General features: G+C 66.4%; 23 protein-coding genes and 1 pseudogene. 12 read left to right on the top strand and 12 right to left on the bottom strand.

Annotated elements, in window-relative coordinates:
• The first annotated feature begins 267 nt into the window (after positions 1 to 267).
• On the top strand, positions 268 to 1,038 hold the full coding sequence (locus tag ABH926_RS43770; RefSeq protein ID WP_370372656.1) for a helix-turn-helix domain-containing protein: 771 nt from the start codon (positions 268 to 270) through the stop codon (positions 1,036 to 1,038).
• A gap of 38 nt (positions 1,039 to 1,076) precedes the next feature.
• Complete coding sequence (locus tag ABH926_RS43775; protein ID WP_370372658.1) at positions 1,077 to 1,631, top strand: NUDIX domain-containing protein; 555 nt, start codon at positions 1,077 to 1,079, stop codon at positions 1,629 to 1,631.
• A gap of 75 nt (positions 1,632 to 1,706) precedes the next feature.
• Here ABH926_RS43775 and ABH926_RS43780 read toward each other — a convergent pair whose 3' ends face one another.
• The 4 genes and pseudogenes from ABH926_RS43780 to ABH926_RS43795 all read right to left on the bottom strand — a co-directional run bounded on the left by ABH926_RS43780 (position 1,707) and on the right by ABH926_RS43795 (position 6,898).
• The gene (locus ABH926_RS43780) at positions 1,707 to 2,285 is read right to left on the bottom strand and encodes a hypothetical protein (protein ID WP_370372660.1); all 579 of its coding nucleotides are present in this window, start codon (positions 2,283 to 2,285) and stop codon (positions 1,707 to 1,709) included.
• A gap of 49 nt (positions 2,286 to 2,334) precedes the next feature.
• A complete protein-coding gene (locus ABH926_RS43785) occupies positions 2,335 to 4,191 on the bottom strand; it encodes an RHS repeat-associated core domain-containing protein (protein ID WP_370372824.1) in 1,857 nt (618 codons plus the stop codon).
• 21 nt (positions 4,192 to 4,212) lie between these two features.
• A pseudogene (locus ABH926_RS43790) lies at positions 4,213 to 4,602 on the bottom strand (RHS repeat protein); the annotation flags it as partial.
• Complete coding sequence (locus ABH926_RS43795) at positions 4,571 to 6,898, bottom strand: DUF6531 domain-containing protein (RefSeq protein WP_370372661.1); 2,328 nt, start codon at positions 6,896 to 6,898, stop codon at positions 4,571 to 4,573. The gene ABH926_RS43795 and the pseudogene ABH926_RS43790, both read right to left, overlap by 32 nt.
• A gap of 272 nt (positions 6,899 to 7,170) precedes the next feature.
• Between ABH926_RS43795 and ABH926_RS43800 the strand changes: the two genes are divergently transcribed.
• A complete protein-coding gene (locus tag ABH926_RS43800; RefSeq protein WP_370372663.1) occupies positions 7,171 to 7,758 on the top strand; it encodes a hypothetical protein in 588 nt (195 codons plus the stop codon).
• Positions 7,759 to 7,778: 20 nt separating this feature from the next.
• Here ABH926_RS43800 and ABH926_RS43805 read toward each other — a convergent pair whose 3' ends face one another.
• Entirely contained in the window at positions 7,779 to 8,594 is an 816-nt protein-coding gene (locus tag ABH926_RS43805; RefSeq protein WP_370372665.1) for a hypothetical protein, read from the bottom strand.
• Positions 8,595 to 8,830: 236 nt separating this feature from the next.
• Between ABH926_RS43805 and ABH926_RS43810 the strand changes: the two genes are divergently transcribed.
• Positions 8,831 to 9,916 carry a hypothetical protein gene (locus ABH926_RS43810; protein WP_370372667.1) on the top strand — a complete coding sequence of 362 codons (1,086 nt, stop codon included), beginning with the start codon at positions 8,831 to 8,833 and terminating at the stop codon, positions 9,914 to 9,916.
• An 80-nt stretch (positions 9,917 to 9,996) separates the two neighbouring features.
• Here ABH926_RS43810 and ABH926_RS43815 read toward each other — a convergent pair whose 3' ends face one another.
• A complete protein-coding gene (locus ABH926_RS43815; RefSeq protein ID WP_370372669.1) occupies positions 9,997 to 10,575 on the bottom strand; it encodes a hypothetical protein in 579 nt (192 codons plus the stop codon).
• Positions 10,576 to 10,867: 292 nt separating this feature from the next.
• Here ABH926_RS43815 and ABH926_RS43820 point away from each other — a divergent pair, with 292 nt between their 5' ends.
• The 3 genes from ABH926_RS43820 to ABH926_RS43830 all read left to right on the top strand — a co-directional run bounded on the left by ABH926_RS43820 (position 10,868) and on the right by ABH926_RS43830 (position 13,072).
• The gene (locus tag ABH926_RS43820; protein ID WP_370372671.1) at positions 10,868 to 11,506 is read left to right on the top strand and encodes a MarR family transcriptional regulator; all 639 of its coding nucleotides are present in this window, start codon (positions 10,868 to 10,870) and stop codon (positions 11,504 to 11,506) included.
• A 214-nt stretch (positions 11,507 to 11,720) separates the two neighbouring features.
• Entirely contained in the window at positions 11,721 to 12,041 is a 321-nt protein-coding gene (locus tag ABH926_RS43825; RefSeq protein WP_370372673.1) for a hypothetical protein, read from the top strand.
• A 278-nt stretch (positions 12,042 to 12,319) separates the two neighbouring features.
• Positions 12,320 to 13,072, top strand: a complete 753-nt coding sequence (locus tag ABH926_RS43830) for a hypothetical protein (protein WP_370372675.1) — start codon at positions 12,320 to 12,322, stop codon at positions 13,070 to 13,072.
• Between the two features lie 28 nt (positions 13,073 to 13,100).
• Here the strand turns inward: ABH926_RS43830 and ABH926_RS43835 are convergent, their stop codons facing one another.
• The 5 genes from ABH926_RS43835 to ABH926_RS43855 form a co-directional block, all read right to left on the bottom strand.
• Positions 13,101 to 13,919 carry a DUF2637 domain-containing protein gene (locus ABH926_RS43835; protein WP_370372677.1) on the bottom strand — a complete coding sequence of 273 codons (819 nt, stop codon included), beginning with the start codon at positions 13,917 to 13,919 and terminating at the stop codon, positions 13,101 to 13,103.
• 123 nt (positions 13,920 to 14,042) lie between these two features.
• Positions 14,043 to 14,471: a DUF317 domain-containing protein gene (locus tag ABH926_RS43840; RefSeq protein ID WP_370372679.1), complete on the bottom strand. Its 429-nt coding sequence runs from the start codon at positions 14,469 to 14,471 to the stop codon at positions 14,043 to 14,045.
• A 57-nt stretch (positions 14,472 to 14,528) separates the two neighbouring features.
• Positions 14,529 to 15,128 (bottom strand): hypothetical protein, encoded by a 600-nt coding sequence (locus ABH926_RS43845; RefSeq protein WP_370372681.1) that lies wholly within the window; start codon positions 15,126 to 15,128, stop codon positions 14,529 to 14,531.
• A 165-nt stretch (positions 15,129 to 15,293) separates the two neighbouring features.
• On the bottom strand, positions 15,294 to 15,740 hold the full coding sequence (locus tag ABH926_RS43850) for a hypothetical protein (protein ID WP_370372682.1): 447 nt from the start codon (positions 15,738 to 15,740) through the stop codon (positions 15,294 to 15,296).
• 173 nt (positions 15,741 to 15,913) lie between these two features.
• The gene (locus tag ABH926_RS43855) at positions 15,914 to 16,150 is read right to left on the bottom strand and encodes a hypothetical protein (protein WP_370372683.1); all 237 of its coding nucleotides are present in this window, start codon (positions 16,148 to 16,150) and stop codon (positions 15,914 to 15,916) included.
• A 733-nt stretch (positions 16,151 to 16,883) separates the two neighbouring features.
• On the opposite strand from ABH926_RS43855, the gene ABH926_RS43860 reads away from it, so the two are divergent.
• From ABH926_RS43860 to ABH926_RS43880, 5 genes are all read left to right on the top strand, one after another.
• Positions 16,884 to 17,585 (top strand): TnsA-like heteromeric transposase endonuclease subunit, encoded by a 702-nt coding sequence (locus ABH926_RS43860; protein ID WP_370372684.1) that lies wholly within the window; start codon positions 16,884 to 16,886, stop codon positions 17,583 to 17,585.
• A gap of 1 nt (position 17,586) precedes the next feature.
• Positions 17,587 to 19,602: a Mu transposase C-terminal domain-containing protein gene (locus ABH926_RS43865; protein ID WP_370372686.1), complete on the top strand. Its 2,016-nt coding sequence runs from the start codon at positions 17,587 to 17,589 to the stop codon at positions 19,600 to 19,602.
• Entirely contained in the window at positions 19,599 to 20,636 is a 1,038-nt protein-coding gene (locus ABH926_RS43870) for an AAA family ATPase (RefSeq protein WP_370372688.1), read from the top strand. Before ABH926_RS43865 ends, ABH926_RS43870 begins: the two co-directional genes overlap by 4 nt.
• Before the next feature lie 3 nt (positions 20,637 to 20,639).
• Positions 20,640 to 21,722 (top strand): hypothetical protein, encoded by a 1,083-nt coding sequence (locus ABH926_RS43875; protein WP_370372689.1) that lies wholly within the window; start codon positions 20,640 to 20,642, stop codon positions 21,720 to 21,722.
• A 118-nt stretch (positions 21,723 to 21,840) separates the two neighbouring features.
• A complete protein-coding gene (locus tag ABH926_RS43880; RefSeq protein WP_370372691.1) occupies positions 21,841 to 22,887 on the top strand; it encodes a hypothetical protein in 1,047 nt (348 codons plus the stop codon).
• Between the two features lie 183 nt (positions 22,888 to 23,070).
• Here ABH926_RS43880 and ABH926_RS43885 read toward each other — a convergent pair whose 3' ends face one another.
• Positions 23,071 to 23,991, bottom strand: coding sequence for an NlpC/P60 family protein (locus ABH926_RS43885; RefSeq protein WP_370372693.1), 921 nt, complete (start codon positions 23,989 to 23,991; stop codon positions 23,071 to 23,073).
• Positions 23,992 to 24,026: the final 35 nt, after the last annotated feature.

Consider the following 24,026-nt stretch of genomic DNA (forward strand, 5'->3'; position numbering starts at 1 on the left):
TTTCTTCGTATGTGGTGAAGTCGGCGCCCGTCACTTGCAGCGCCTTGCTGACCGTAGAGCGATCTGATGCGCTCAGTTACATGGCTCGACGTTTCGCACCCCCTCTTCACACAGGGGTGACTTCTTCGAAGTGGGTCATCCCGGTCACTCGGCAGACGACGCAACACGGGTTCCAGCTCATCGTCGCTGTTCGGGCGATTACGTGGGTTTCCATGACCGTGGCCAGAACTGTCATCATTTCTGTGCTCATCTCAGTAGGCTGAGCACGTGGGATTCGGCGACCTGATCCGGCAGCGGCGTGAAGCGCTCGGATGGAGCCAAGATGATCTCGCCGACCGAATGATGCAGATAGCCGGCCGCTACACGCTCACTCGCCAGCACGTTTGGCGCTGGGAGAAGAAGGGCGTCGACCCCAAGTTCTGGCTTCCGACGCTGGCCAAGGCGTTGAATCTGGACCCCGACCAGCTACGCTCAGCGTCAGCGAACGGCGGCGCCGAGCTCGACGGCCCGCCGAACGAATCGGTGCATCTGTACGCGGCACGTGAACTGATCACACGGGCCCAGTGGAACGGGATCATCACTGAGGCCCGTGAGGTGATCCTGCTGTACGGCATGGCTGAATACCGCTACGCGTTCGACGCCGCGGTCCCAGGCGTCCTCTCCGCGGCTACGGCGGCCGGATGCGAGGTCAGGGTCCTGCTGCTGGATCCTGGGCTGCCGGACATTGCACAAATCGACCAGGCTGAGGGAAATCCTGCAGGCACGCTTTCCAGTCGGATCCGGGCAGCTCTGGGACGCTTCCAAGAAATCGCAGAGTCCTGCGGGCCTAGGATGCAGGTGCGTACGCATCACACAGCCCCTAGCGTGAGCATTGTCCGCGGCGACGACAGGATGTTCGTCACGCCCTACGTACGCCACCTGATCGGCCGCAGTTCCCCAACCCATGAACTGCGGCGAGCCGTCGACGGCGGTGCCTTCGACCGGTACGCCGAACACGTCGACAACGTATGGACTACAGCGAAGGAGCACGGCTCGTGACGACACCACTCCCGGCACGGAACTCAAGGCTGGTCAGCATGCAGGACAGTGAGCTTCTGCAGACCGAGGTGATCGTCGCCAAGCCCAAGAAGTTCGTCCGCGAGGACGTTCGGATGCCAGACGGCGTGGAGATCGACTGGTACTACATGGACACCCCCGCCTCGGTGATGGTCGTAGCCGTCACCGAGGACGGGAAGCTGGTCATGGTTGAGCAGTACCGTCACAACCTCAAGCGCCACGCCATCGAGCTGCCCGCCGGCGCTGTGTCGGACGGGGAGGATCCTGAGACCGCCGCGCTACGGGAGCTGGACGAGGAGACCGGTTACCGTCCGGCTGACGGAGTGCAGCTGCTTCGCCTCGGCAGCTACTACTCGTTGCCATCCGAGACCAACAAGATCACCCACGTGTACCTTGCAGCGCCGGTGGTGAAGGCCGGCGAGCCAGTCCTGGACAACTTGATCGAGCAGTACTTCGACATGAGCGTGCAGGTCATCCCAACGGCCGAGGCGTTCGGACGCCTGGGCCGGGACATCGATGGGATGGAGACCGTCGGCGCGCTACTGCTGGCTCGCCCCCATCTCGAATCGGCCTGACTCCGCCCGTGCCGAGCCCTCCTTCTTGAGGGCCCGCGCCCCGTTACCGCTGTAGATCTATGCAGAGTTCGCACTTCATAGAGGATTCGCAGCGAGCCATCGTTGGATGACTTCCCTATCGCGCTCTACTGTGCGGGGGTTAGTGATCTTTCGTTCGAGGAACTGGCGGTACGCATCGATTCGATGTGGATTGCGCACGAGTAGGCAACCGATCTCCGACTCCCACGTCGTGCCACGCAACACCACTGTGCCGTCGAGTGAGCTCATGACGAATGCGGGGTGGCCCGCCACGATGCCAAGGATCCCGGTTGCGGCTCCGGCGCCCATGATGTCCCACGGCTCTGCCAATGAAACCCGAGCCCACCACTGGTTCGGTTCTGCACCCTCAGCACGTGTGACGGATACAAGGAACTCTGAGCCGATCCCTTTGAACAGCCCCCCTTCAACCGCGAGGCGGAACCAGCCAGCGTTCGCGTTCGCGATAAGTGCAGGGTCATCTACGTCCACGCCCGCCCCGGCCCATCCGTCTCCTTCTCGATAAGACGTGGCAGTGGCAGCAAGCCCCGGCGGCAGCAGTGGCGCTTCTCCGTCGACGGTTTCGATGTATACCAGGCCGGCGGAGGCCAGTTTGGCCGTCAGCTGTGCGTCTTCCACTCTGTGCTCCACGTTTGGTCCATAGCGGGCTGTCTTGCACGCCGGCTGGTCATGGTCGCCGCGCCCACGGGTAGGGGATGATTTGATTGTAATTGTGTCCACCGTCCGCCTTGCGTCCGACGTAAGCGATCTCGCCGGTGTTCTGGTCGACCAGGATGCGCACTTGGCTTGTGTAGTCACCGTCGGGGGAGAAGATCTGCGTGCCCTTCCATCGAAGAGTGCCCCGGATGCCGCCGCGGGCCTCGTAGAGGTCTGGACTACCGTTCGGCTTCAACCGGATGGGGTAGTTCGGGTCGCTTACGACGTCGTTCACCAGATCATGGATGTCGTTCGGAGTTTCGAAGTACGCCTTGGTGTCCGCGTTTCCCGCAACACGTGCGTTGATCTCGGCATCAGAATAGTTCTCGTCTGGTACCCACTCGCTGGTCGGCTTGCCCTCGCCCGGGTAGCCAGACAGGCCCAGCGGGTCAATCCATGTGAGGGGATTGGGGACGTACGCGTAGTTGTTCGGCGCCGGAGCGAGGCCCAAAGGATCCGGGGTGAGATAAGCCGCAAGCGTCGGGTCGTAGTAGCGGTGGTAGTTGTAGTGAAGCCCGTTCTCGTCGTCACGATATTGGCCAGGGAACCGCAGTGGGCAATCAATTCCGGACTGCGCTGACACGTCTATCTGTTGTCCAAAAAGGCTCGTCGTCATGTACCAGACGACTCGTCCCTCAGCGTCGATCACCTCCGAAGGGGCTCCCGACAGGTCCGAGACGATGGCGTAGAACGCCTCATCGATTTCTGCTTGCGGTCGACTGGCGGACCAGCTGCGTCGGCTTTGCGCTATGGGCTGCCACGAGCCGGGTTCATAGTCGAAAACCAAGGCCTCTGCGGTCTCGTCGGCGTGGTATGAGACCTGTTCGACCAGCTGGGCTCCCTGCCAGGAGAAGACTATTCGCTTACCGGAGCTTCCGTCGGGGTTGACTTGGTACTTGCCGGAGCGGCGCCCTGAGGGGTCGTACGTGTATCGCCATATGCTGCCGTCGGGGAGGGCGACCTCGACGAGGCGGTCGTCTGCGTTCCAGACGAAACGGGTCTCGATTCGCTGGCCGGAAAGCCCTCGGCGCAGCGATCGGACTATGCGGCCGAAGCCGTCGTAGTCGTAGTGGGTGCGGCCAGCCGTCCGGACTGCGGCGTTTTCTGTCCGGCGCGAACCCGAAGAATCGGGTGACCAGGAGGTGACGGCATCGGTGACGTTGCCGAAAGCGTCATATGTGTAGTCCTCGCGCCATGACGCTGCGCTGACGTTGCGTATTCTTCCCGAGGCGTCGGTCAGCAGGTGCCGTGTACCACGAAGGCTGTCGTCGATCTTGGTCGGCGCGCCGTCAGACTGATAGGTGTAAGACCGCTGTATCAGCGCTGTGGGTTGACTCGCCGAATCACCCGCACTCGGAGCATCGGCTGCCAATACATTCTGTTCGATGAGCCGGCCGACTTGGTCGTACCGCTGCTCCAGGCGGATGTCCTCATTGAACACCCGGCTGATTTCCCGCCTGGCGACGTCACGTCGGAACTCGAGGCGGCCGGCGCTCGTTCGCAGCTCGGCCGCGAATCCGGCAGCGTCATACGACCAGTGTGTCTCTGATCCGTTCGGCGTCCGTCTGCCAACAAGGTTCCCGGCTTCGTCCAAGGCGTATTCGATGGTGCGGCCGTCGACTGTTTCGGCGATGGTTCGTCCCGCGCCGTCTCGCTGGTAGGACAGCGAACTGGACGGCGAGGTGGAGGAAGCAAGCCGCCCCATGGGGTCGAGTTCATAGCGGTATTCGCCGTCATCGGTTATTCGGCGCACGACCCGGCCCATAGCGTCACGAGAGAGTTCAGTGCGACGCCCGGCTGCGGTGATGCCGACGAGTTGGCCAGTCAAGTCCAGGTCGTAGTGTCGCGTGCGACCTGAGAAGTCGCTCTCCGACTCCAGGCGAGAGGCGGCATCGTACGCATACGTCCAACTCGCGCCAGACCCGTTGGTCACAGTCCTCAGGCACAACTCTGAGTCGTATCCGAAAGTGAATCGGCCCCCATCTGCCTCAACCCGCTCGGTGACCATGCCGAAAGCGCCGTATGTCCACGAGGTAGTGGCCCCTGAAGGCGTTACGCAACTGGTCGGGTTTCCCTCGGCGTCGTAGGTCCATTCGGTGCGTGTGCCGTCTGGAGCGCTCTGCCACAGCTTCAAGCCCTCGACATTCCATGCTGTTCGGTTCACAGCTCCGGAGGGGTCGACGGTTTCGATGATCCGGCCCAACGGGTCACGGATCGCCTGTGCGGCCGCCAGCCGCATCGGTCACGGCGACAGGAAGACCGGCGGGATTGGTCTCGACGCTGGAGACGTTACCCAGCGGGTCGATGGCGCGACAAACGGCTCCGCTGTCGGTGTGTACGTATCGGGTTACGGCGCCTGTCGGATCGATAGCGGCGGTCTGATTGCCTCGATCGTCGTACTCGAGTCGCCAGACGGCGCCGTCCGGCAGTCGTTCCAGGACCGGCTGACCGAAGTTGTTGTACTCGATCTCGATAGTTGTGCCGTCTGGCCTCGTGACGCACGTTGCGTTGCCACGTTCATCCAACGTGAGTCGCGTCGTACGACCGAGCGCGTCGGTGCGGGCAATCAACCGATCATGAGCGTCCCATTCCTGATGAGTGGTGCTGCCCAGTGGATCGACGGTCCTCGTGATCTTGCCGTGGTCGTTGTAGTGGTACGTAGTTGTGGACCCGAGCGAGTTCGTGACGGATGTGGAGCGGCCGTCTGCGGCATAGGAGAACGACGCAGACATGAAGCCGCCGTCTCCGATGCCGCGGGTAACCCGCCCGCGCAAGTCGTACTCGTAGGCGTAGCGGTACCCCACTCGGTTCGTCCAGGCCGTGATCCGGCCACGATCGTCGTACTCGTAGCGGTATGGCTGGCCCGACGAGTCGATGACGGCGACCAGCCGTCCGTGATCATCATATTCGTACTTCTTGATGGATATCTCGTGCGTGGTGTCCCTGCCTGCCTCAAGCAGCCGGACCGCTGTAACCCGAATTCCGCGCATGGTCGGCGTCGTCTCTATGGCCAGCCGATAACCTGCGTGCTCAAGCCCCGTCGGCGTTCCCTGGTCATCCCGCAGGACATCGATGCGGTTTCCGTTGCGATCTGTGATCGCGGTGAGATCTCGAATCGAGCCCTGATCGTCTGCGTAGTGCACTGTGGGAAAGTGCCTGACGTGTCCGGTGCTCGGATCCGTGATCAGGATCTCGTCGGTCTCACGATCCCACGCCAGCGGCCAGTTGGCCCCTCGAACAGGGGCTACCTCGTCTCCCGGTGCCGGGATCGGGTAGTGCAGGGTCTGTCCGACGTCTCCCGCGAAATGTATGCCGGCGGCGTTCACTGAAAGGCGCTGGTCGAGCGTGCTGGACCAACCGGGTCCGAACAGGCGGCCGGTAGCGTAACCAGAGGAGTAAGCGCGCCGGAGAAGAACGGGGAGGACGCCGGGAAGGATGAAATCCGTCTTGGTCGTGATCATCTGGCCTGAGACCACGTCCACCGGGTCAGCCGCCGGAGTGACCTCTGTGTGGCCACCCGCCTCGAGCGCTTCCGCGCCAACGTTCTCTTCTGCCGCGTCTTCGGCGGTACGCGCCTCGGAGCCGACGGTATCCTCAGCCTCCTTTCCGAACTTGCTGAGGACCTTGCCTCCGAGGCTGCCGAGGGCCTTGCCGCCCAGGAAAGTGGCGCCGAGCATTCCGGCGCCCATGAGCGCGTCGCCCCAGTGGCCTTGCATGCCGTCGCCAGCGATTTCCAAGCCGGTCCCGGCCAGGGCGATCAGATTGTCGGCTTCGGCGAGGCCGGCGGTGACCACGTCCACGCCGGGGATCCAGGAAGTGGCCAGGGCCAGGACATCTAGGAACGGGGCAAGGTCGTTGGCGATTTCGGCGATCTTCCCGCCCCACTCGGACAAGGCCTCGCCGACGTGCTCCCACCAGTGCTTGTTGTGGATGCCGTCCGACTGCGCGTGATGCAGGGCCTGCGCGCATTCCTTGGCTGCGGCGATACGGTCGTCATAAGCCTGCTTGGCCTGCGCGGTGAGGGCGGCCAGCTTGCCTTTGGCGGCGTCCAGGTTCTTCTGCGCGGCGTCATGCGCGGTCTGGGCGTCCGTGACCGCTTGGGGGTTCGGCGCTGCGGTTTGGTTCTGCTGCGCCGTCTTCAGATCGGTTGCGGCGTTGTTCGCTGTCGTGGTGGCACGTTGCAGATCCGCATGCGCGTCCTGAGCTTGGCGCAACGCTGCGTCGGCCTTCGATTGCGCAGCCTGCAGCTTGGGCGCGTATGCGGACAACGCATCGGAGGCTTCGCTGTACGACGTATACAGCTTCTGCAGGCGCCCCGGCAGGGGCCCAAAGCTTGATTTGAACGCATCAGCGGTCTGTCCCACCCACTGCAGCGCCGTGGCGTCTCCGCCGAAGGAGTTCAGGCTGTGATACGCCGACTCCACGTCGTGGGCGAAATCACCGAACTCCTTGGCCAGAGCCTGAACCGACTCCACCACGCCGGGTGTCGGATCCCCGTCCAACCCCAATATGTCCCAACCAGACGGACGCACCATCGGCCAGCCCCTCCCCCGTGTCTGAACTCTGGTTACGAGCATAGGCGGCCGGCAGGGAGGGTGGCACCCTACCGCAGAGGCCTGCGACGGGTACCGATCTTACAAAGTCACCCAGACAATCGGTAACCCCTGCGGATGAGTCGACTACTCACCGTCTCGGTACGCCGTGTGTCGTCACGCCCCCAGCAGGGGAGAAGTCGTCTCCCTCTTGATCGCCAGTGACCTGGCTACATAAGGCCGCGCTGGTGAGCGGCAGATCGATAGGATGGCGTATGCGGTCTGCCGAGGAGATACGCGAACATCTGATCGTGACGCTGAACAGCATGTTTAGGCGTCCGGGCATGTACGGCGGCTGGCTGGCCGCTCACACCGTGATCAACATGCTGGAGTACGTTGACGGCGTAGACGAAGGCCGTATCAGCGTCGTCGACGGCAATGCCCGAGCGCCGGAGCGTTTCGTGGATAGACGGCTGCCAGACCCGCGCGCCGACATCTATCACTCGCTTTTTCTGCCACGGCTTCACCAGCGCGGTTGGTTCCGGCCTGACAGGTTGCTGACGCCTGCGGAACATGCGGCACTCGTCGAAGCCCTGGATCTGTGGATCGGCGAGGTCCGCAGTCAATCAGATGTCATCGAATCCTTCGGAACCCCCTCGTGGGCGCACGGCGGGTGGCAAGGCTCGCCGCGGGTCATGGTCTACGCTACTGCGGACGCAACGCAGCCAATGGTTTACTTCGTCGCTGCGGAAGACGAAGTCATCGTGGCCGCCTGGGCTGCCGAGAACTTGTTCCCCATCGGACTGAACGTGACCACACGCGGTAAGGAGCTGCTTGCGGATCGCCGACCAGTCGCCAGTTGAGGGCGGGGCCGCCTCAGCCCCTACCTAAGCGGCTTACCCATGGATCGTCGGCGGTCGGCGACCTCGTGGACATAGCGCTCCCACTCGCCAAGGAAGTCGTCAGGCGCTGCCAGCCCGTCGCAGCGAGCCAGCTCGCCGACCCAGTTACGCGTCATCCGCGAGTAGGTGTGTCCACGTGAGGTGCGAAGCCACACACTTGCTGCTTCACGGCTTTCGCCGTCGAGTACCAGGTTGAACTGATACAGGCGTTGGGAGCACAGGCGGGAGTCCCGGATCAGGGTCGACTGGGCTTTGCGACAGCATCGCAGCTCCCACCGGATGCCAGAGGGTGATCGGCGCGCTTCGGCGGGTTCGGCATTGCTGAACGACGCCAGCGGGTGGGCCGACGGTGGGACGAGCGGTTTGTCGGGGTCCGGTTTGTCGAGCCAGACTCCCTGGGCGATGGCTTCGACGAAGTGGTCGTAGAAGCTGAACAGGTAGTGCTGATGGGTATCCAGCAGCGGGGTTCGGTAGTGATGGTTCTCGTAGTTATGGCGTTCGGCGAGCCATGCCGAACTGGAGACTTCGAAGACCCAGTCTCTGACCTTCGCCCGCGCTGCGAGTGGAACGGCCCGCGGATATGGCAGGTGTTCCCCGCGTGATCCACGGACGGCATCGAGCCCTTCAAACGTCACCCGCCCCAGGCCGCGTTCGTCATCGGCCAGAGGAAAATAGATGGCGTTCGGCGGGTAGTCCTTGTCGTCGGGGAACAGTGGCAAATGACCGAACGTCAGCCGCGGGGACAGCACCGAATCGGCCTGTATCGGAACCGCGAGCGGATGGGCTGTCGGGGACATGCACGGAAGGGTACGTCAGCACGTCGTGTGGGCTCACGGCGGTTTTTCCGCTGTATGTTGAGCCTCGGTAAGGAAAGCGAGGGCGATGCCGCTCAACCAGTAGTCGAATCGACTGTGCCGATCTGGCTGAGAATGGATCGTGGAGGCCGGACTTCGCCGAAGAACCCGACGAGCAAGCCGCCGGGAGTCGGGGAAGGACGCCCGCGGGCCATGCGGCACGACATAGACTCCGCGTTGTGTCCGTGGAACCGCTCGATCTAGTAGCTGAAGACGAGGCGGTACGCCTTGCCGGCGCTGGTGCGGCCACCCATCACGGGCCGGGGGTAGTGGTCGTGCTCGGCGGAGACGCCGTCGTCATCGTGGCAGATCCGCAGGATGGCCTGGAATCAAGCGGGATGCGGAGCCGAAGGGACTTCCGACTTCACGGCCCGTTCCCATACGAGGTGGGTGTCCGGTTCTTCGGTCATCCGCCGACTTCGCCGCACTGGACCTGGGCGCAGCGTCGCGAAGTTCGCCCATTTCACCTGTTCACGCGCCTGCCCGAGGGCTGCCTGTATCTGGGAGTCGGCAAGCCGTTTCGTGGCGGCTTCGATGAGCATGCGCTTCACAGTGCCGATCTGAGGATTGCGCCTGAGCTGAGCCTTGAGGTGTTGGACCGGGTGTTGCCACCGACGCAGCCTGGCGAGTTGCCGGGGCTGGAGTGGCTTGGCCTGGTCTCCGATGCGCCGATACTGGCATTGGAGTCGTTCGTCATTGCTTGGATTCCGCAGGACGGCAGTTCTCCCGAGGCCTGCAAACTTGATGGCGTGCCGGCGGCGCTGGTCGAGTACTACCGCCTGGCCCAGACACGGCCAGCTTTGATGGGCGTGCAGAATCGACTGCTTCCCGCGGCGAAGTGGACCGCCGGACGAGACGTCGGGATGGTGGAGTTCGCCCACGAGAACCAGGGCGGCCACCTGTGGCTGATGGATCCGTCCGAGGCCGATCCGACGGTGTGGATCGACGACTTTGGTCACAGCTGGGACATGATGCCTGAGCGGGAACCGCTTAGCAGCTTCCTGCTGCAGTTCGCGTTATTCGAGACGATGATGAACGCGCCCCACACGGTATTCAGCCAGCAGATGGAGACCACACAAGCCCGGGGGCTGACGATCTCGTTGACACCTGTTCCATTGCGCCCATGGCGGTGGCCTGCTGATCCGAGCCGCCTGTTCGTTGCGCCTGGACTGATCGCGCAGGTGGTCGACACCGGCGATGGAATGTGCGAGTTCTGGGCCGGCGCGCTCCATCGCAGTGTTCTACGCTCGCTCGGATTCTCCTAGCACTGTGGTCGTGCTGACCGACCATGGCGAGCCCGAGGCATCTCGCGTCCGCGTCCGACAGAGCAAACTTCCCGGCGGATTCAGCCTACGCCGATCATCGGAGCCGACTCCTTGTGAGCGTGCCCGGTCACAGACCGCAGCATCCACGGACGTACGGCGCCATGCTGCCCCTCGCGGTAATCGAATCCGAGCTGCAAGTAGTAGTCCTGCGCGAGCCTTCGGTTGCCGGCGCGGAGACGTAGCGCGGTCCCGGTTACATCAGCCGCGGACAAGACGGCGGCGATGACGGGAAGTCCGTGGCCCTGCCCGGTCGGCCAGGCCCAGAAACTGGAGATCTGCCAGCACCAGCCAAGCTTGTCGTGTTCGCGGTGAAGAAGCAGCCCTGCGCGACCATCGGCGGCAATCACCGCGATGTACTTGACCAGGCGGCGTTCCAGTAGCAGTGCCGGGTAGCCCAGCGGGACCCACAGCACGACCTGGAGCAGGTTTTGGGCGGCGGACCCACTGCGGACGAAGCGGACCGGGGTGGTGACTGCGCTGGCCCAGCGCCGCAGAAGGACCCTTTGGCCGCATGGTCCGATCCGGATCCCGTCCACTCCGGCAAGCGCTGCCAAGAACTCACTCTCAAGCGCACGAACACGCGCGGTTCTCGTCACCATCCGAACGCTACGACCTGGCGCTCCGCTTGCGCGGGAGCGACGCGACCAAGCCCAGAAGCTTCACTCCCCGTGGGTGACGAGTCAAGAGCCTGTCACCTGAAACGGTCGATCTTCGGCTGATCCGCTGCAAACGCATTGAAAAGCCTGGACAAAGCAATGTGGGTCGAGCGGTGCTTGATGTGCCGCACGACGGCGGCGGGTGGTTCTACTCCCCACCGGACACCGTCGACCGCCGTGCGGCCCGCGCCCAACGTGGACACATCTCGCTCTCACGATCGGAGGACCCCTACCTATGTCCGAAAGGATCAAGCTCACCGCCGGCCAGCGTGCGGTGCTGGCGACGCTCGTCGAATACCCGCAGACAACGGTCATCGCACTCGCCGAAGCGGCGTGCGTCGGCAAGTCCAGCGCTGCGGCCGCGCTGCGACTGTTGGAACAACATGGGCTTGCTGCACGCACTGTCCATCCGCCGGAAGACGGCAAGCCGCGTCCGGCGGACTTCTGGTCCGCGACGCGTGAAGCTGGAACGGCGCTCATCGCGCTCGACGCTCCCGAGACACGCGATCCCGACGTTGAACGCCCGCATCTTGGCCAGCTGGATGGCGACGGGTCATCTTCCAACGCGGTCGACGCGCTGCGTAACGAACCGGCAGCTGCAACGACGTCGGAATCTGCACCCATCGGGGCGGTCGAGAGCGCCGATCCTGGCCCGATGGCCGCGCGGTTGGGCAAGGGAGCCCTGCGTGAGGCCGTCCTTCAGTACCTGCAAGACCACCCCGAAGCCACGTTCACCCCGACCGCCCTATCAAAGGTGCTTGTTAAGAGCAGTGGGGCGATCTCGAACGCGCTCGACGTCCTGGTGGCCAAGTCGGAGGCCGTCATGGTGTGCGAGAAGCCTCGCACCTTCCGTGCTGCCGGACCCGCCGCCTGAACCAGAGCGCACCTATGGGAGGTCCACCATGAAGCCGATCCCTGGCCACCCCGACCCGTTCTCGGTTCCCGTCATACCCGTAGCCTTCGGACCGGTGCCGCACCGCCCAGCCTGTATGCCGGTCTCGGACGTGGTTCAGCAGAGCTTTGCCGCCACGCCCACCGCACCACGCTGGGCCCGTAGATTTGCGGCCGCGGTGCTCGCGGACTGGGACTTGAGCGAGCTGGAGCCGATCGTCGTGCAAATCGTCTCCGAGCTCATCGCGAACGCGGCGGCCCGGCCGGTCGCCGCCGAAGGGGCGCCGTACGTGGTGCGGCTGACACTGCGGCTGTTGCCGCACCGGATCGGCATCGAGGTGTTCGACCCGGACCCGACCACCCCGGTCCTCACGCAGGCGGTCGCCGACGAGGAGCGTGACTGGGGCTTGGCGATCGTGCGGGCGCTGTCCTGCGGGCTCGGGGTGGTGCCGCTCGCCGACGGCAAGCTGGTGGTGGCGCAAGTTCGGCGGCCAGTACGGATCGGGGACGGCCGATGACGCCTCCGATCCCGGCCCGGCCCTGGAGCGCCCCGGACCGGAACGGCGCCGAACCGGCAGAAGGTCGGTGGCCAGGTAGCGTCGACGCTGCTGGTGCCGCAGCCCTGGCCGCAAGAATCTGGGATCCGGGCCGGGCCCGTCCGCTGGTGATCCTGTCACCAGTACCCGGCCGCCGCCCCCGGCTGTTGCTGGACCCGCACCGTCTGGCCGGACTGCTCGGTGACGACGCGGACCTCGTTGTGCTCGCGCACCATGACGCCACACAAACGCTGTGCGCCATGCTGCCGGGCCGGCTGAGGTTCGGTACCGGTTCGGTGCGGATCTTCTTCCCCGACGCAGACCGAGGCGATCATCCGCGCCGCCATCCCTGGATCTTCGTGGAACCTAGTAACCCGGAGCGCACTCAGCAAGTGATCGCTGGATTTCTGCGGCAGGAGCCGGTGACCGTGTGGAGCAGCTGCGACCGGAGACAGCCTGCCGCGCCCGATCCGCTTGGGGAAATAGAGCACGATCTCGCTGAGGCTCGCGCCCGCATCAGCGCCCTGGCGGCCGACCGCAAACGGCTGCAGCGCGAACTGACCGAACTCCGCCAGGGCGGCACCTGTCGGCACCCGCCGACCGTCTACGCCGATCCTGCAGTGCAGTTCCGTTACGAGATCGAACAGCACTGGCTTTCCACGCTTCCCGAGAAGGAACGGGCTGCGCACCCACTGGTCGAGTACCTCCTCGGCCCAGAATTCCTCGACTCACTCGCCGTGCTCCAGGTCGTCCGTCGCGAGGCCGTTCTGACCGCCGTGGTCGATGTCCTGACCGGTCAGGTGTCGGTCAAGAACGGCCGCCGAACCCACCGACAACGGGTCGGACGGGGCGGCGGAACTGCGCCGCTGGTCCGCGCTGACGGGGCAGCTGCGTGGCGCTGCGACATCCGCAACTCGACGCCGGCCGCGCCGCGCCTGTTGTGGTGGGTCCTGCCCGACGGTCGAATCGAGCTGGCCAAGGCGGCCGTCCACGACGATCACGCGATGCGCTGACCGGCCAGGCCTTGCGTAGTGGTGGGCGTCAAGGCGTCTTCTCAGCTTGTTGGGCTTCGACCATGGCGCGGATGCGCTTGGCGGTGGATAGAGAGATCGTTCGGCCACCGGCCGCGTCGCCGTCGTCGGACGATGCCTCGCCGACCATCGCCTCGGCCAGCGCGGCGTGAAACGCGGTCTCGGTGGGCCGTCGGCCCGTTCGGACGAGCAGTGCGCGGTAGACCGGGACGGCTACGGCCAGCCAGTGGTCGTCATCTGGACGGCTACGCGCCCGACGACGAGGCTCCGCTTGTGTCTCGCCAATCCGATCGTCGAGATCTTGTTCCGGGTCGGCCACGTGACCGGCCAGGTGGGATAGCGCCTGGCCGGTCACGCTGCTGGTCACGGCTTGGCCGCTGTCACCGACGAGAGCCGTCTGAAGATGCAGAAGACGTTCCACGATGAGCGGCGGGAGGGACGCTACCGCAACGAGAAGGACGTCGCGGACGTGCTTGGTGAGCAGATAGCCAGCGAGATCGAGCAAATGATCCAAGGCGTTGCAGGCGACCGTCAGCGCCAGCGCGAGGCGGGCAGTCCTGCCGGTGGTGCGCCGAGCGGAATGGTCGCCAGGTAAGCGATACGCCACAAACAATGACGACGCTGCGAAAGCGTCGACCGCGATCGGCAGAAGCGCCGCCAGCCGGTGGAGTCCCGCGTGGCGTGCCAGATCACAGAGCGCGTTGAAACTCAGCGACGCGGCCGCTACCAGGGCGACCGCGCCGCCGAGGCGGGCCGCAGCCAGAGCGGATGACGGCGTCCTTGTGTCGGGACGGTGCGGGTCGCCCTCGGCTGGCGGCGATGCGGGCACGGGTGCCTCCGTGAGTTGCTATGAAGTTGTATGTCGGGCTGAAAGTGAACGGTCCGCTACATGGGCGGCTGTGGTTCGGGCTGGTGTGGTTTGCGTCCGGCGGCCTTTCGAACGACGCCCGGGCTACCCCCAGCGTTCGACGTGCGCTGGCGGGTGGTCCCGGAACACGTTGAGGAAGGCGGCGATGGCCTCGGCCGGAGTTTCGGACGAGAAGTGCGGCGTCCAGGAGCGTTCACGGGGACGGTAGGGATCGGGGTTGCGCCAAGACACCCGCCATAGCGGCATGATCGCGGCGGCGTCGTTCTCGGGGCCGAACTCCACACTCATCTGGCCATCCGGGGAGACGTACATGACGTCGCCCAGGGTGTCGTGATAGCCGGTCCAACCCATGGCGTCGGCTTCCCGCAGTGCGGTGTCCGGCAGCCCAGCCCCGGCGGCACACAGCGGCAGTAGTGGTGTTGGCTGCGGCTGGGCGGCGGGCAGGTGCTCGGGAATCCCGGCGCCGCCGGGTTCGGGGCCGGCACTTGGAGCCGAGGTCGTAGTGGCTTTCATCAATGACTCCTTACATAGGTGGTTGGCTGCCAGGGTTGGGGTGGCGGACGGGTCGGGTCATGCCTGGTCGAGGCGGTGGACGTGAGCAGTCAGCGCGGCCGAGACGGCGGGGGCACGTGCGGCGGTGACACCAGCCCGTGTGACGGCGGCTTCGAGAGCCTCGACGGCGCAGGCCAGCGTGGCGAGGCTGTCGGGGGTTACGTCGTTGGCGATGAGGTCGGCAGCTTCCAGCAGCTTGCGGGCATAGGCGGTGACGGCTTCGTCATCAGCGAGATAGGAGATGAGTGCGGCGGTGCTGTCCGAGTCGTCGTACTCTCCGGCACTGTCCATCAGGAGCGGAACCGCTCGTCTCGTGACGGCGGCGGTGCCGGACCGCGACGTCGGCGCGGGTTCCGTGCCGTGTTGCTCGATGGCGGCGTGGAAGAGCCGGACCGCCCGGCGCAACCGCAGCCTTTCGTGGTGGCGCGACGCCGGTGGCAGTTCGGCCCAGCAGCCAGCCGCAGCCTGAGCAGCAAGCCGGTCCAAGTTCAGGCTGAGAGTGCTGATCTCTCGAAGGTCAGTCTCAGTGCCAACATGCGAGAGTGCGGTACGGCAGGCGGCGAAGTAGCCGACAGCCGTCGTGTCCGTACGGGCGCGCTGTCGCCACCAGGCGAGCATGTCGGCGGCTGTGTACCCGGCCGGGGCCGGGGCGTAGGGGGTTGTCATGCGGGTCCTTCAGGTTGTGGGCCGGGCTGGAAAAGGTTGCTGCGGGAGTGCGCGGTATGCCGGTCGGGGACCAGCAAGGTGGGCGCCGGGCGTGTCAAGCTCGGCGCCCACCGCGCGTCAGCCGGTCATGTCGTCGTCGCGGCCGAGGTCGCCGAAGTCGATGCGGGCGGCGTTCGCAGCGATCTGGAAGGTGACCAGGGCCGCATCCAGGGCAGAGCGGGAGGCGTTGACCTCATCAGCGGCGGTGTCTACGTTGCCGATCTCGGTACGCAGGTTCTCCGGGTCGTCCGGGGAGCCGTACTCGGTCAGGAACCGCCGGGCGGTGTCGATCGCCGCGCTGGCGAACATCAGGGCCCGGTCATAGCAGGCGTCGGCCTCGTCGGCCCAGCCGATCGCGTCGACGATCTCTCCAGCCAGCAGACGGAACGGATCACAGGGGTCGCCGCCGTCGGCGAATACGGACAGGGACTCGAAATCCATCCCGGTGACGCCTTCGGCGCGGTCGCGGGCGAACGTGGGCTCGGCGGTGGGGTCGAACGTCGGGTCGGCGGTGGACTCGGACATCTTGGTGGCTCCGTTTCGAGGTGTTGTCGACGGTGGCGGGCGGCCGGTTTCCGGCATGGCTCCGCCCCGGAAGGCTTTGGATCAGGTTTGAAGGGCGGCCGCCGAGCCGGTCTGTGCGAGGAGCGCAGCCCAGCGGCCGGTTCAGGGGCGCGGGTGATCCCGCCCGGGACGCGCTACAGGTCGTCGTTCGACAGCCGTGGCTCGGGGAGGTCGGGGCCACCGGCCCACGCCGTCGGGAGCAGACCCCCGTTGGAGAGAGCGGCGTCGAGCTCGGCGAAACAGGCCGCAATGGCGGCCGAGCGCTCACGGTGCGCGCAATGCGGATCGGAACACGCGATCGGGGACCGGGTCGCCCGCGTGGCGTTTCGCGCGAGGTCCCGCAGTTCCGGGAGAATGAGGTCAGGGTTCATGACAGCTCCTGGCAGTCTCTGGCGAGGTTGGTGGGTGTGGTCGGGGCCTGATTCCCGGTAGCGCGGTTGCCTCCGCGCTGCCGGGGCCTTGGCGTCCAGTGCCTGTCAAGGCCCTCTCACGGTGTCCGTCACGTCACAGCTCCTTTCGGTGGAATAATTCGGGGCGGATTTTCTATTTACCGACGCCCCTCACTTTCTGACATCCCCATGATGTCTCGATAAAAACGCCCAGAGCAAGCCGAAATCGCCCATCCTTCACCTATTTGGCGTACTGGTTTTTGCCTTTTTCGGCATGCTTCGGCGACAATGCGCGCCGTCTTCTGTTTCGCCGTCACGGCTGCAAGGGAAGCGGCATCACCGGCCGGCGCGGGACATGGATCGACAAGGGTCAGAGGTTCTGGTTGGCGAAGAGGGAAGACAGGAACGACAGGCTGCTCAGCTGGACGCTAGGCCGCCGGGGCCCTGTCACATGCACGCGAACGATCGGGGATTCCCGATCGGTCTGGATTCGCGCGTCCCCGTAAAATCGGCGTTTTACCTGCGGTTTTACACTAGTACTGGGTAGTCCGGTCCAAGCGGTCGGGCAATGGAGGCCCCTCGGACCAGCCGAAGGCCACCGATCGGACCAAGTGTCCGTTCTCACTCAATCTGCTGATTCTCTGTGGACCTGCTTGGCGGTCTGCGTGTTCTCGGCGATGTTGCTACAGGGAGCGCGCGGCAGGGGGTGGTGAGGGTGGACGTCCAGGTGTCCTACGTCGATGCCGACGGGGTCGAGAGGTCCGCGCCGGTCGAGAATGTCGGCGGGGTCTTTTTTGAGAATGCGATTCCGGTGCGGAGCTTTCCGTCTTTCAAGGGGCAGCGTAATTATCCCGGATTCTGGTGGTCTGCTTCAAGTGCACGGCATGTGGGTTTCGAGTCGTGGTTGGAGCGCGATACGGCGATGATGTTGGATTTCGATCCGCAGATCGTGGCGTTCTCGAGTCAGCCGTTCTGGATGTCGTGGCGGGATGAGGGCCGCCGGTCGCATGCTCCGGACTGGTTCGCACGGTTGTCCGACGGGACGGGTCTGGTGGTGGATTGCCGGCCGCCGGGGCGGGCCGGGCCGCGGGACGAGGCGGCGTTCGAGATGACGGCCCGGGTCTGCGAATATCTCGGTTGGCGGTTCCGCCTGGTCCGGGAGATCGATCCGGTGCAGCGGGCGAATGTGCGGTGGTTGTCGTGTTACCGGCACCCGCGTCATCTGGTGGATCTCGCTGCCTGCCGACTGGTGGAGGTGTTCGCGGAGCCGACGCCGCTGCTGGCCGGCGCGGGGCTGGCCGGTGATCCGCTCGCGGTGCTCCCGGTGTTGTTCCACCTGCTGTGGACCGGGGTGCTCACGACCGACTTGTCGCGGCTGTTGTCGGAGCGTTCGCTCGTCGTGACGGCGGGGTCGTGAGATGGCGCGGATGAAGGCGTCGGTGGTGCAGCTCGGCGATCGTGTGCATTTCAGCAACCGGGACCGCACCGTGGTCGGGCTGGAGGGCTCGGCGGTGCGACTGGTCACCGACGCCGGTCAGGTGTGCGTAGTGATGCTGTCCCATCTGGTCAACTCAGCGGGCTTCTACCTGGTCGAGGACGGATCGCGGCGCAAGATACCCCCGCTGGCGGTGTTGGAGGGGCTGCCGGACGACGTGGTGGCCAAGGCGCTGGAGTGGGAGCGGCACCTGATCGAGATCGACGCCGGGGTCCCGGCCGGCGCCTCGCGCAAAGTCCCGGGGCGCCCGGCCTACCGGCCCAAGCGGCGCAGCCTGGCCGAGCGGATCGAGGCGAAGGCCGCCGAGCTCGAGGTGAGTGCGGCGACGGTGGCCCGGATGCGGTCGCGCTATAAGAAGCTCGGGCTGTGGGGCCTGGTGGACATGCGCAAGGCGCGGCCGACGAGCCCGTTCGGACGGGCCGATCCCCGGCTGGTGTCCGCGATCGCCCAGGCCGTAGACGAGCAGGTGCCCGCCTCGACCGGGACCCGGGGCCGGCTGCGGCGCCGGGTGGAGCAGATCCTGGCCGAGCAGCACGGCGAGGGTGTGGTGGCGATGCCGTCGCTGCCGACGTACTACCGGCTGGTGAAGGCGGTCAGCGAAGGCCATCACACCTTCGGGTCGGCGGCGACGCGCCGGTCGCTGGCCAACCGGCCGGACCGCCCGTTCACCGCGACGATGGCCGCCCGTCCGGGCGAGCAGGTGCAGATCGACGCCACACCGCTGGACGTGATGGCGGTGCTGGACGACGGGGTGCTCGGCCGGGTGGAGCTGACCGCGGCGATCGACGTGGCCACCAGGACCTTGTGCGCCGGGCTGTTGCGTCCGGCCGGGACGAAGGCGGTGGACGCCGCGGCCGTGCTCGCGCGGGTCCTGGTCCCGGAGCCGATGCGGCCGGGCTGGGCGCAGGCGCTGGCGTTCCACCACGCCCGGATCCCGTTCGAGCGGCTGATGGCCATCGACGCCCGGCTGGAGCACGCTGCCGCCAAGCCGGTGATCGTCCCGGACACGATTGTGTGCGACCGGGGTTCGGTGTTCATGTCCAGGACGTTCTTCAGCGCCTGCCAGGCCCTCGGCGTGTCGGTGCAGCCCGCGCACCCCGGAACCCCGACGGACAAAGCGCTGATAGAGCGGACTTTCGCCTCCATCAACACCCTGTTCTGCCAGCACGTCGCCGGGTATCTGGGGCCGAACGTGACCCGGCGCGGCACGGAGGTGGACCCGTCGGCGTGTTTCACCGTCGCGGAGCTGCAGGAGCTGTTCGACGAATGGGTGATCGCCGGATGGCAGCCGCGCCCGCACCAGGGGCTGCGCAATCCGCTGCTGCCGGAGCAAGTGCTGTCGCCGAACGAGATGTACGCCGCCCTGGTCGCCTCAGCCGGGTTCCTGCCGGTTCCGCTGGGGGCCGAGGACTTCCTGGAGCTGCTGCCAGCGGTCTGGCGGACGGTGAACGAGTACGGCATCTCCGTCGACCGGCGCACCTACGACAGCGCCGGGCTCAACCCGCTGCGGCGGCAGCCCTCGGGGATCACCGCGCAGGGCGACCGGTGGGAGGTCCACTACGACCCGTATGACGTCACCCAGGTGTGGGTTCGCGACCACCGGGCAGGGGCGTGGGTCCAGGCCACCTGGACGCACCTGCCGATGATCGGTCAGCCGTTCGCCGAGTTCACCTGGCGTCAGGCCAGGGCGATCGTGGCCGAGCGGCGCGGGGACGACACCGACCAGGTGCAGATCGCCGCGGCGCTGTCCGATCTGCTGAACCGGGCCGGCACCGGCTCGGCCCGGGACCGGCGGGCCGCCGCCCGCCAGGTTTCCGCGCCGTCCCTGGTCCCCGGCCCGCCGCTGCGTCCGCCCGGCCAGGATGACGAACCCGCGCCGAACGGAGCATCCGGGCCGGTCGTCCCGTTCGGCGTCTTCGACCCCGCCGACGAGTCGTGACCGGCGTGGACGGCCACTTCCCGCTGACGACCAAGGAGGGCTGGGCGGCGTTCGTCGCCCGGGGGCCGTCCGCGGTCCAACTGGTCCCGGACCGCGACTGGCGGCGGCAGTCTCCGGCCGACCGTGAGGAGTACGACCGGAGCCGGTTCGAACACCACGCCCGCCTGATCGTGGTCGCGACCCCGACGGTTCGGCAGGTGACCCACACCGGCCGGCGGCTGGTGCTGCTCAACCGGGGCCAGATCAGCGCCCGGCGCGGCATCATCATCACCGGCGCCGCCGGCACCGGCAAGACCACGGCCGTCACCCAGCTCGGGCTGTCCCACGAGCTGCGTGCTCGCCGTCGCCGCACCGGTGGCGAGCCGTTCTTGCCGGTCGTCTACGTCACCGTCCCGCCTGCCGCGACGGCCAAGATGCTCGCCGCCGAGTTCGCCCGCTTCGCCGGGCTGCCGATCCCGTCGGCGTTCAACCAGGCCAGCATCACCAACGCCGTCTGCGATGTGCTGGGCAAGCTCGGCACCGAGTTGGTAATCGTCGACGAGCTGCAGAACCTCAACCTCGCCACCCGCGCCGGCGCCGAGACCTCCGACCAGCTCAAGTACCTGTCCGAGCGGATCCCGGCCACGTTCGTCTACGCAGGACTCGACGTGGAGGACAACGGTCTTTTCACCGGACCGCGCGGCAAGCAGATCGCCGGGAGGTTCGCGGCGATCGAAGCCGCCCCGTTCGGCTACGCCACCGCCGGGCAGCGCCAGGACTGGCACGCTCTTCTGGCCACCCTGGACGAGGCGATCCGGCTGCACCGCCACAAACCCGGCGCCCTGCTGGAGCACGCCGCCTACCTCCACCAGCGCACCGCCGGAATGATCGGCAGCCTGTCGCATCTTGTCCGCGAGACCGCCGTCGACGCCATCCTGGACGGCACCGAGAAGATCACCAAGGCCGGGCTGGAACGGGTCACCCTGGACCGCGCAGCTGAGACCGCCGCCGCCCGACACCGCGAGGCCGTCCGGCCGCGCCGCAAAGTGTCGTGACCCATGGCGCCCCGGCTCGCACCCCTGGTCCCGCCGGAACTGCGCACCGTCCGGCAGCTGCCGATCACACTGGCGCCGATGCAATACGAGACGGCGCTGTCGTTCATCAAGCGCCTGGCCGCTGCCAACTGCCTGACCTTGAGCGCGCTGCTGGCGCAGATCAGTCCGCTGCCGGTGCTCCGCGACCGCAACCCGCCCGGCGCCGACCTCGCCTTGACGGAAACCGCCTGGTCTGTGCTGGCCGTCATGGTCGGACGCGATCCCACCGCTCTGCGGTCGGCGATCCCGCCGTTCACCGTCCATCGCCCTCGGCCGCCGGCCGAACCGCGGGTCACGATGGTCACCTCGGGCGCGGTTCGACGAATCTTCCCGGCCTGCGAGACCTGCCGCCTGGAGCGCGGCATCATCACCGACAGCGTCGAGATCCGGCCCCCGGCGTTCCTGCACCTGTGCCGCCGCCACCAGGTCTGGCTGCGGGACGCCGCCATCGACGTCGCCGCGACCCCCGAACTGATCCGCGCTCAGCATCGGCACCGACGCCTGGCCGCCGCGCATCCGGCCGAGCACCTCGCCGCCGCCCAAACCTCCGCCGGGAACATCATCGCCGGATGGCGGCAATCGCCGTTCCACCCGCTGGCCGTGCGCTTCCGGGTTCGCGCCGACCTGATCGAATCCCAGAACCCAGACATCCTCCTGCCGAACGCCGCGACCAGCTACCCCGAGCTCGTCCACCTCACCGCGATGATCGCCTCCGCGCACTGGAGCCGTCTGGCCACCGGCGACCGGCACGACCAGGAACGGTTCCTGCGCGAAGCGAACCTGCGGCTGCACTGCGACGGGCTGCACGCCGCCGACGCCGACGATCCGCTGCTGGCCTGGATCCGCGCCCTCAACGGCCACCGCGGCAAAGTGATTCTCGACCCGCGCGACGCCTCACCCCTGCTCAAGAGCACGCCTCTGCGTCTGGCCGACTGGGAGCAGCCGCCCCCGCCCCCACCACCGCGACGCCGACGGCGCGAGCACATGAGCAAGAAATACAAGCGATCCCTGAAGCCCCAATCCGATCCGGCCGAACCTCCACCCTGAGCACCCCACTCGTCGACCCGCCGGTCATACTTTGGTCCGACGATCTCGGGCACAGAGTTCTCGTCGAACAACATCGCGCCCGACCGATCCGCCGGGCCCAGCCCAAGGGGAGACACCGATGGTCCGAACGACACCTCCGCGACCGCTCGACGTCCTCGCGACCATCCCCGGGCTGGTCGACTTCGCCCGCACCACTACACGCCTACACCCGCGGCGCGGCACACCATCGGCCACAGACAGCTCCATCGGCGGCCCACTGCTCTGGCCGGCCGACGAGCCGTGGCCGATCTGCACCGCCCCATACCGGGACCAGCGACACCTACCCGTCGACGAAGCCTTCGCGACGACCTACCTGGATGCCCGCAAAGCCCGGCTCCGCCGCGAAACGCTGACCCCCGAACAGGAAGCTGTCCTGGACGATCCACGCGTCAACGACGGCAACGTCTCCGTCCGCTGCACCAATGGCGAGTGGGAGCTGCGCTGGCATGAATCCACCGGCCACACGACGCCGAACGCCCTGATCCCCATCGCCCAGCTCTACGCCGCAGACGCCCCCACGATCACCTTCCCGACCGGAAGGGACCTCCTTCAGATCCTGTGGTGCCCTCTCGACCACACCAACATCCCCGGCCAGCGCTACTACGCCGGCCCGCCGGTTCACCTCTTCTGGCGCACGGCCGCCGACATCGGCGCAGTCCTCGCCGATCCACCGGGCCCGCATGCCTTCGACGACCGCTTCTACCTGCCGACAGCATGCGTGCTGCACCCCGAACAGGTGCTTGAGTACCAGTACTGCGATCTACTCCCAGACGGACTGCGCGAGCAGGTCAGGGAGGCCGACGAGGACTGGGAGGACGAATACGATCTCCGCTATCAGTACGACCTGTCGATCGCGCCAGGCTGCAAAGCCGGCGGTTGGGCCTCCTGGCACCTGACCGACCCATGGGGCCAGACCTGCTCGACATGCGACGCAGACTTCGATCTCCTCGTCGGATTTGATTCCAGCGAATGGGACGGCATCGTCTCCTGGAAGCCTGTCGAAGACGACGCCGACGACCGCGATGCCCAGTGCCCCACCGGCCTCACCCACGGCCGGTGGGGCGAGATGCGGATCTTCGTCTGCTCGGCCGACGTCACCCACCCCTTCCAGCTCAACATCCAATAGCGCAGTTCCCGCCCTCGATGGCCAAGAAATCTTCAGCTCTATTGAGAAATCAAGCTCCACGCCCGTCTCACTGAAGCCGATAACTCCAGCTGGCCGAGTCTTTCCGCACTCAACTCAAATGAGAACCGACACCAAGCTGCCTCGGCGCCTGACGCCGTTTAGCGGACTACCGTCCAACCGGCCTCAGCCCTCACGGACCGCCCCGGCGTAGTCGGGTGCGTCCAAGGGGTCCAGCCGGATCTGCTCGCCGGTCCGCGGAGCGTCAAGAATGCGACCTTCGCCTACATATATTGCCACATGGTGCAAGAAGCCTCCAGGGTTTCCGTAGAAAACGAGATCGCCGGGCAGGAGTGCGTTTCTATCAATCTTGTGGCCGGTAGAGAATTGCGCGGTTGCGGTGCGTGGAATCTCAATTCCGGCGGCCTGGTAGGCGCTTTGCGTGAGCCCTGAGCAGTCGAACCCAGCCTGGCCGGTACGGTCGGGTCCGTCACCACCCCAGATGTAGGGGCGGCCGATCTGAGCGGCGGCGTAGTCCAGGGCGATCCGGGCAGCGGTCGAGGGCGCGTGTCGGACCGCTGTGGCTAGGAGCCTGTCCGGCGGTGCGGCGGACGCGTAGACGTCGGCGAGCTCCAGCACGCGGTCGACATAGGCGTGGTCGTGGTTGTAGGCGAACACGGCGCCAGACACGTCCCCTGCCCCGGCGGCGCCGTCCCGGCACAACATGCGAGCGGCGGCGAAGGTGGCATCCGCCGGATCCCACGGCGACGGCGGAGCCGCACCACCGGGCGGGACTGGCAGGGCGTAGTGGCTGAACGTCGTCGGCAGCATCTGTATCGGCCCCAGCGCCCCGGCACTGCTGACCTGGTCAGCGGCGCGACCGTGATCCGATTCGACCTTCCCGATGCCAGCCAGCACTGCCCACGAAAGACCGGGGCACCCGGCGGCAGCCTGGTGGTAGAGGGCGAACATCCCGGCCGGGATCTCTCCGGCTGCATCTGGGTGGAACTTCGAAACGGCGGTAGCCGAGTTCCACAGGTCGTCCAGCGGCGCGGTGACCGCGCTGACGACGGCCGCCGCGGCGGCGGAGAGCAGAACCACCATCATGAGCAGCCCTCCGCCAGCTGCGGCAGCGATGCGGG

The sequence above is a fragment of the Catenulispora sp. GP43 genome (assembly GCF_041260665.1).
Taxonomy (GTDB): Bacteria; Actinomycetota; Actinomycetes; order Streptomycetales; family Catenulisporaceae; genus Catenulispora.

Coding starts and splice junctions, on each gene's coding strand:
- ABH926_RS43815 (WP_370372669.1), bottom strand. CDS start 10,575: ATGGTGACGAGAACCGCGCGTGTTCGTGCGCTTGAGAGTGAGTTCTTG.
- ABH926_RS43830 (WP_370372675.1), top strand. CDS start 12,320: ATGCTGCCGGGCCGGCTGAGGTTCGGTACCGGTTCGGTGCGGATCTTC.
- ABH926_RS43840 (WP_370372679.1), bottom strand. CDS start 14,471: ATGAAAGCCACTACGACCTCGGCTCCAAGTGCCGGCCCCGAACCCGGC.
- ABH926_RS43795 (WP_370372661.1), bottom strand. CDS start 6,898: ATGGTGCGTCCGTCTGGTTGGGACATATTGGGGTTGGACGGGGATCCG.
- ABH926_RS43865 (WP_370372686.1), top strand. CDS start 17,587: ATGGCGCGGATGAAGGCGTCGGTGGTGCAGCTCGGCGATCGTGTGCAT.
- ABH926_RS43775 (WP_370372658.1), top strand. CDS start 1,077: ATGCAGGACAGTGAGCTTCTGCAGACCGAGGTGATCGTCGCCAAGCCC.
- ABH926_RS43820 (WP_370372671.1), top strand. CDS start 10,868: ATGTCCGAAAGGATCAAGCTCACCGCCGGCCAGCGTGCGGTGCTGGCG.
- ABH926_RS43805 (WP_370372665.1), bottom strand. CDS start 8,594: ATGTCCCCGACAGCCCATCCGCTCGCGGTTCCGATACAGGCCGATTCG.
- ABH926_RS43855 (WP_370372683.1), bottom strand. CDS start 16,150: ATGAACCCTGACCTCATTCTCCCGGAACTGCGGGACCTCGCGCGAAAC.
- ABH926_RS43875 (WP_370372689.1), top strand. CDS start 20,640: ATGGCGCCCCGGCTCGCACCCCTGGTCCCGCCGGAACTGCGCACCGTC.
- ABH926_RS43800 (WP_370372663.1), top strand. CDS start 7,171: ATGCGGTCTGCCGAGGAGATACGCGAACATCTGATCGTGACGCTGAAC.
- ABH926_RS43845 (WP_370372681.1), bottom strand. CDS start 15,128: ATGCTCGCCTGGTGGCGACAGCGCGCCCGTACGGACACGACGGCTGTC.
- ABH926_RS43885 (WP_370372693.1), bottom strand. CDS start 23,991: ATGATGGTGGTTCTGCTCTCCGCCGCCGCGGCGGCCGTCGTCAGCGCG.
- ABH926_RS43850 (WP_370372682.1), bottom strand. CDS start 15,740: ATGTCCGAGTCCACCGCCGACCCGACGTTCGACCCCACCGCCGAGCCC.
- ABH926_RS43880 (WP_370372691.1), top strand. CDS start 21,841: ATGGTCCGAACGACACCTCCGCGACCGCTCGACGTCCTCGCGACCATC.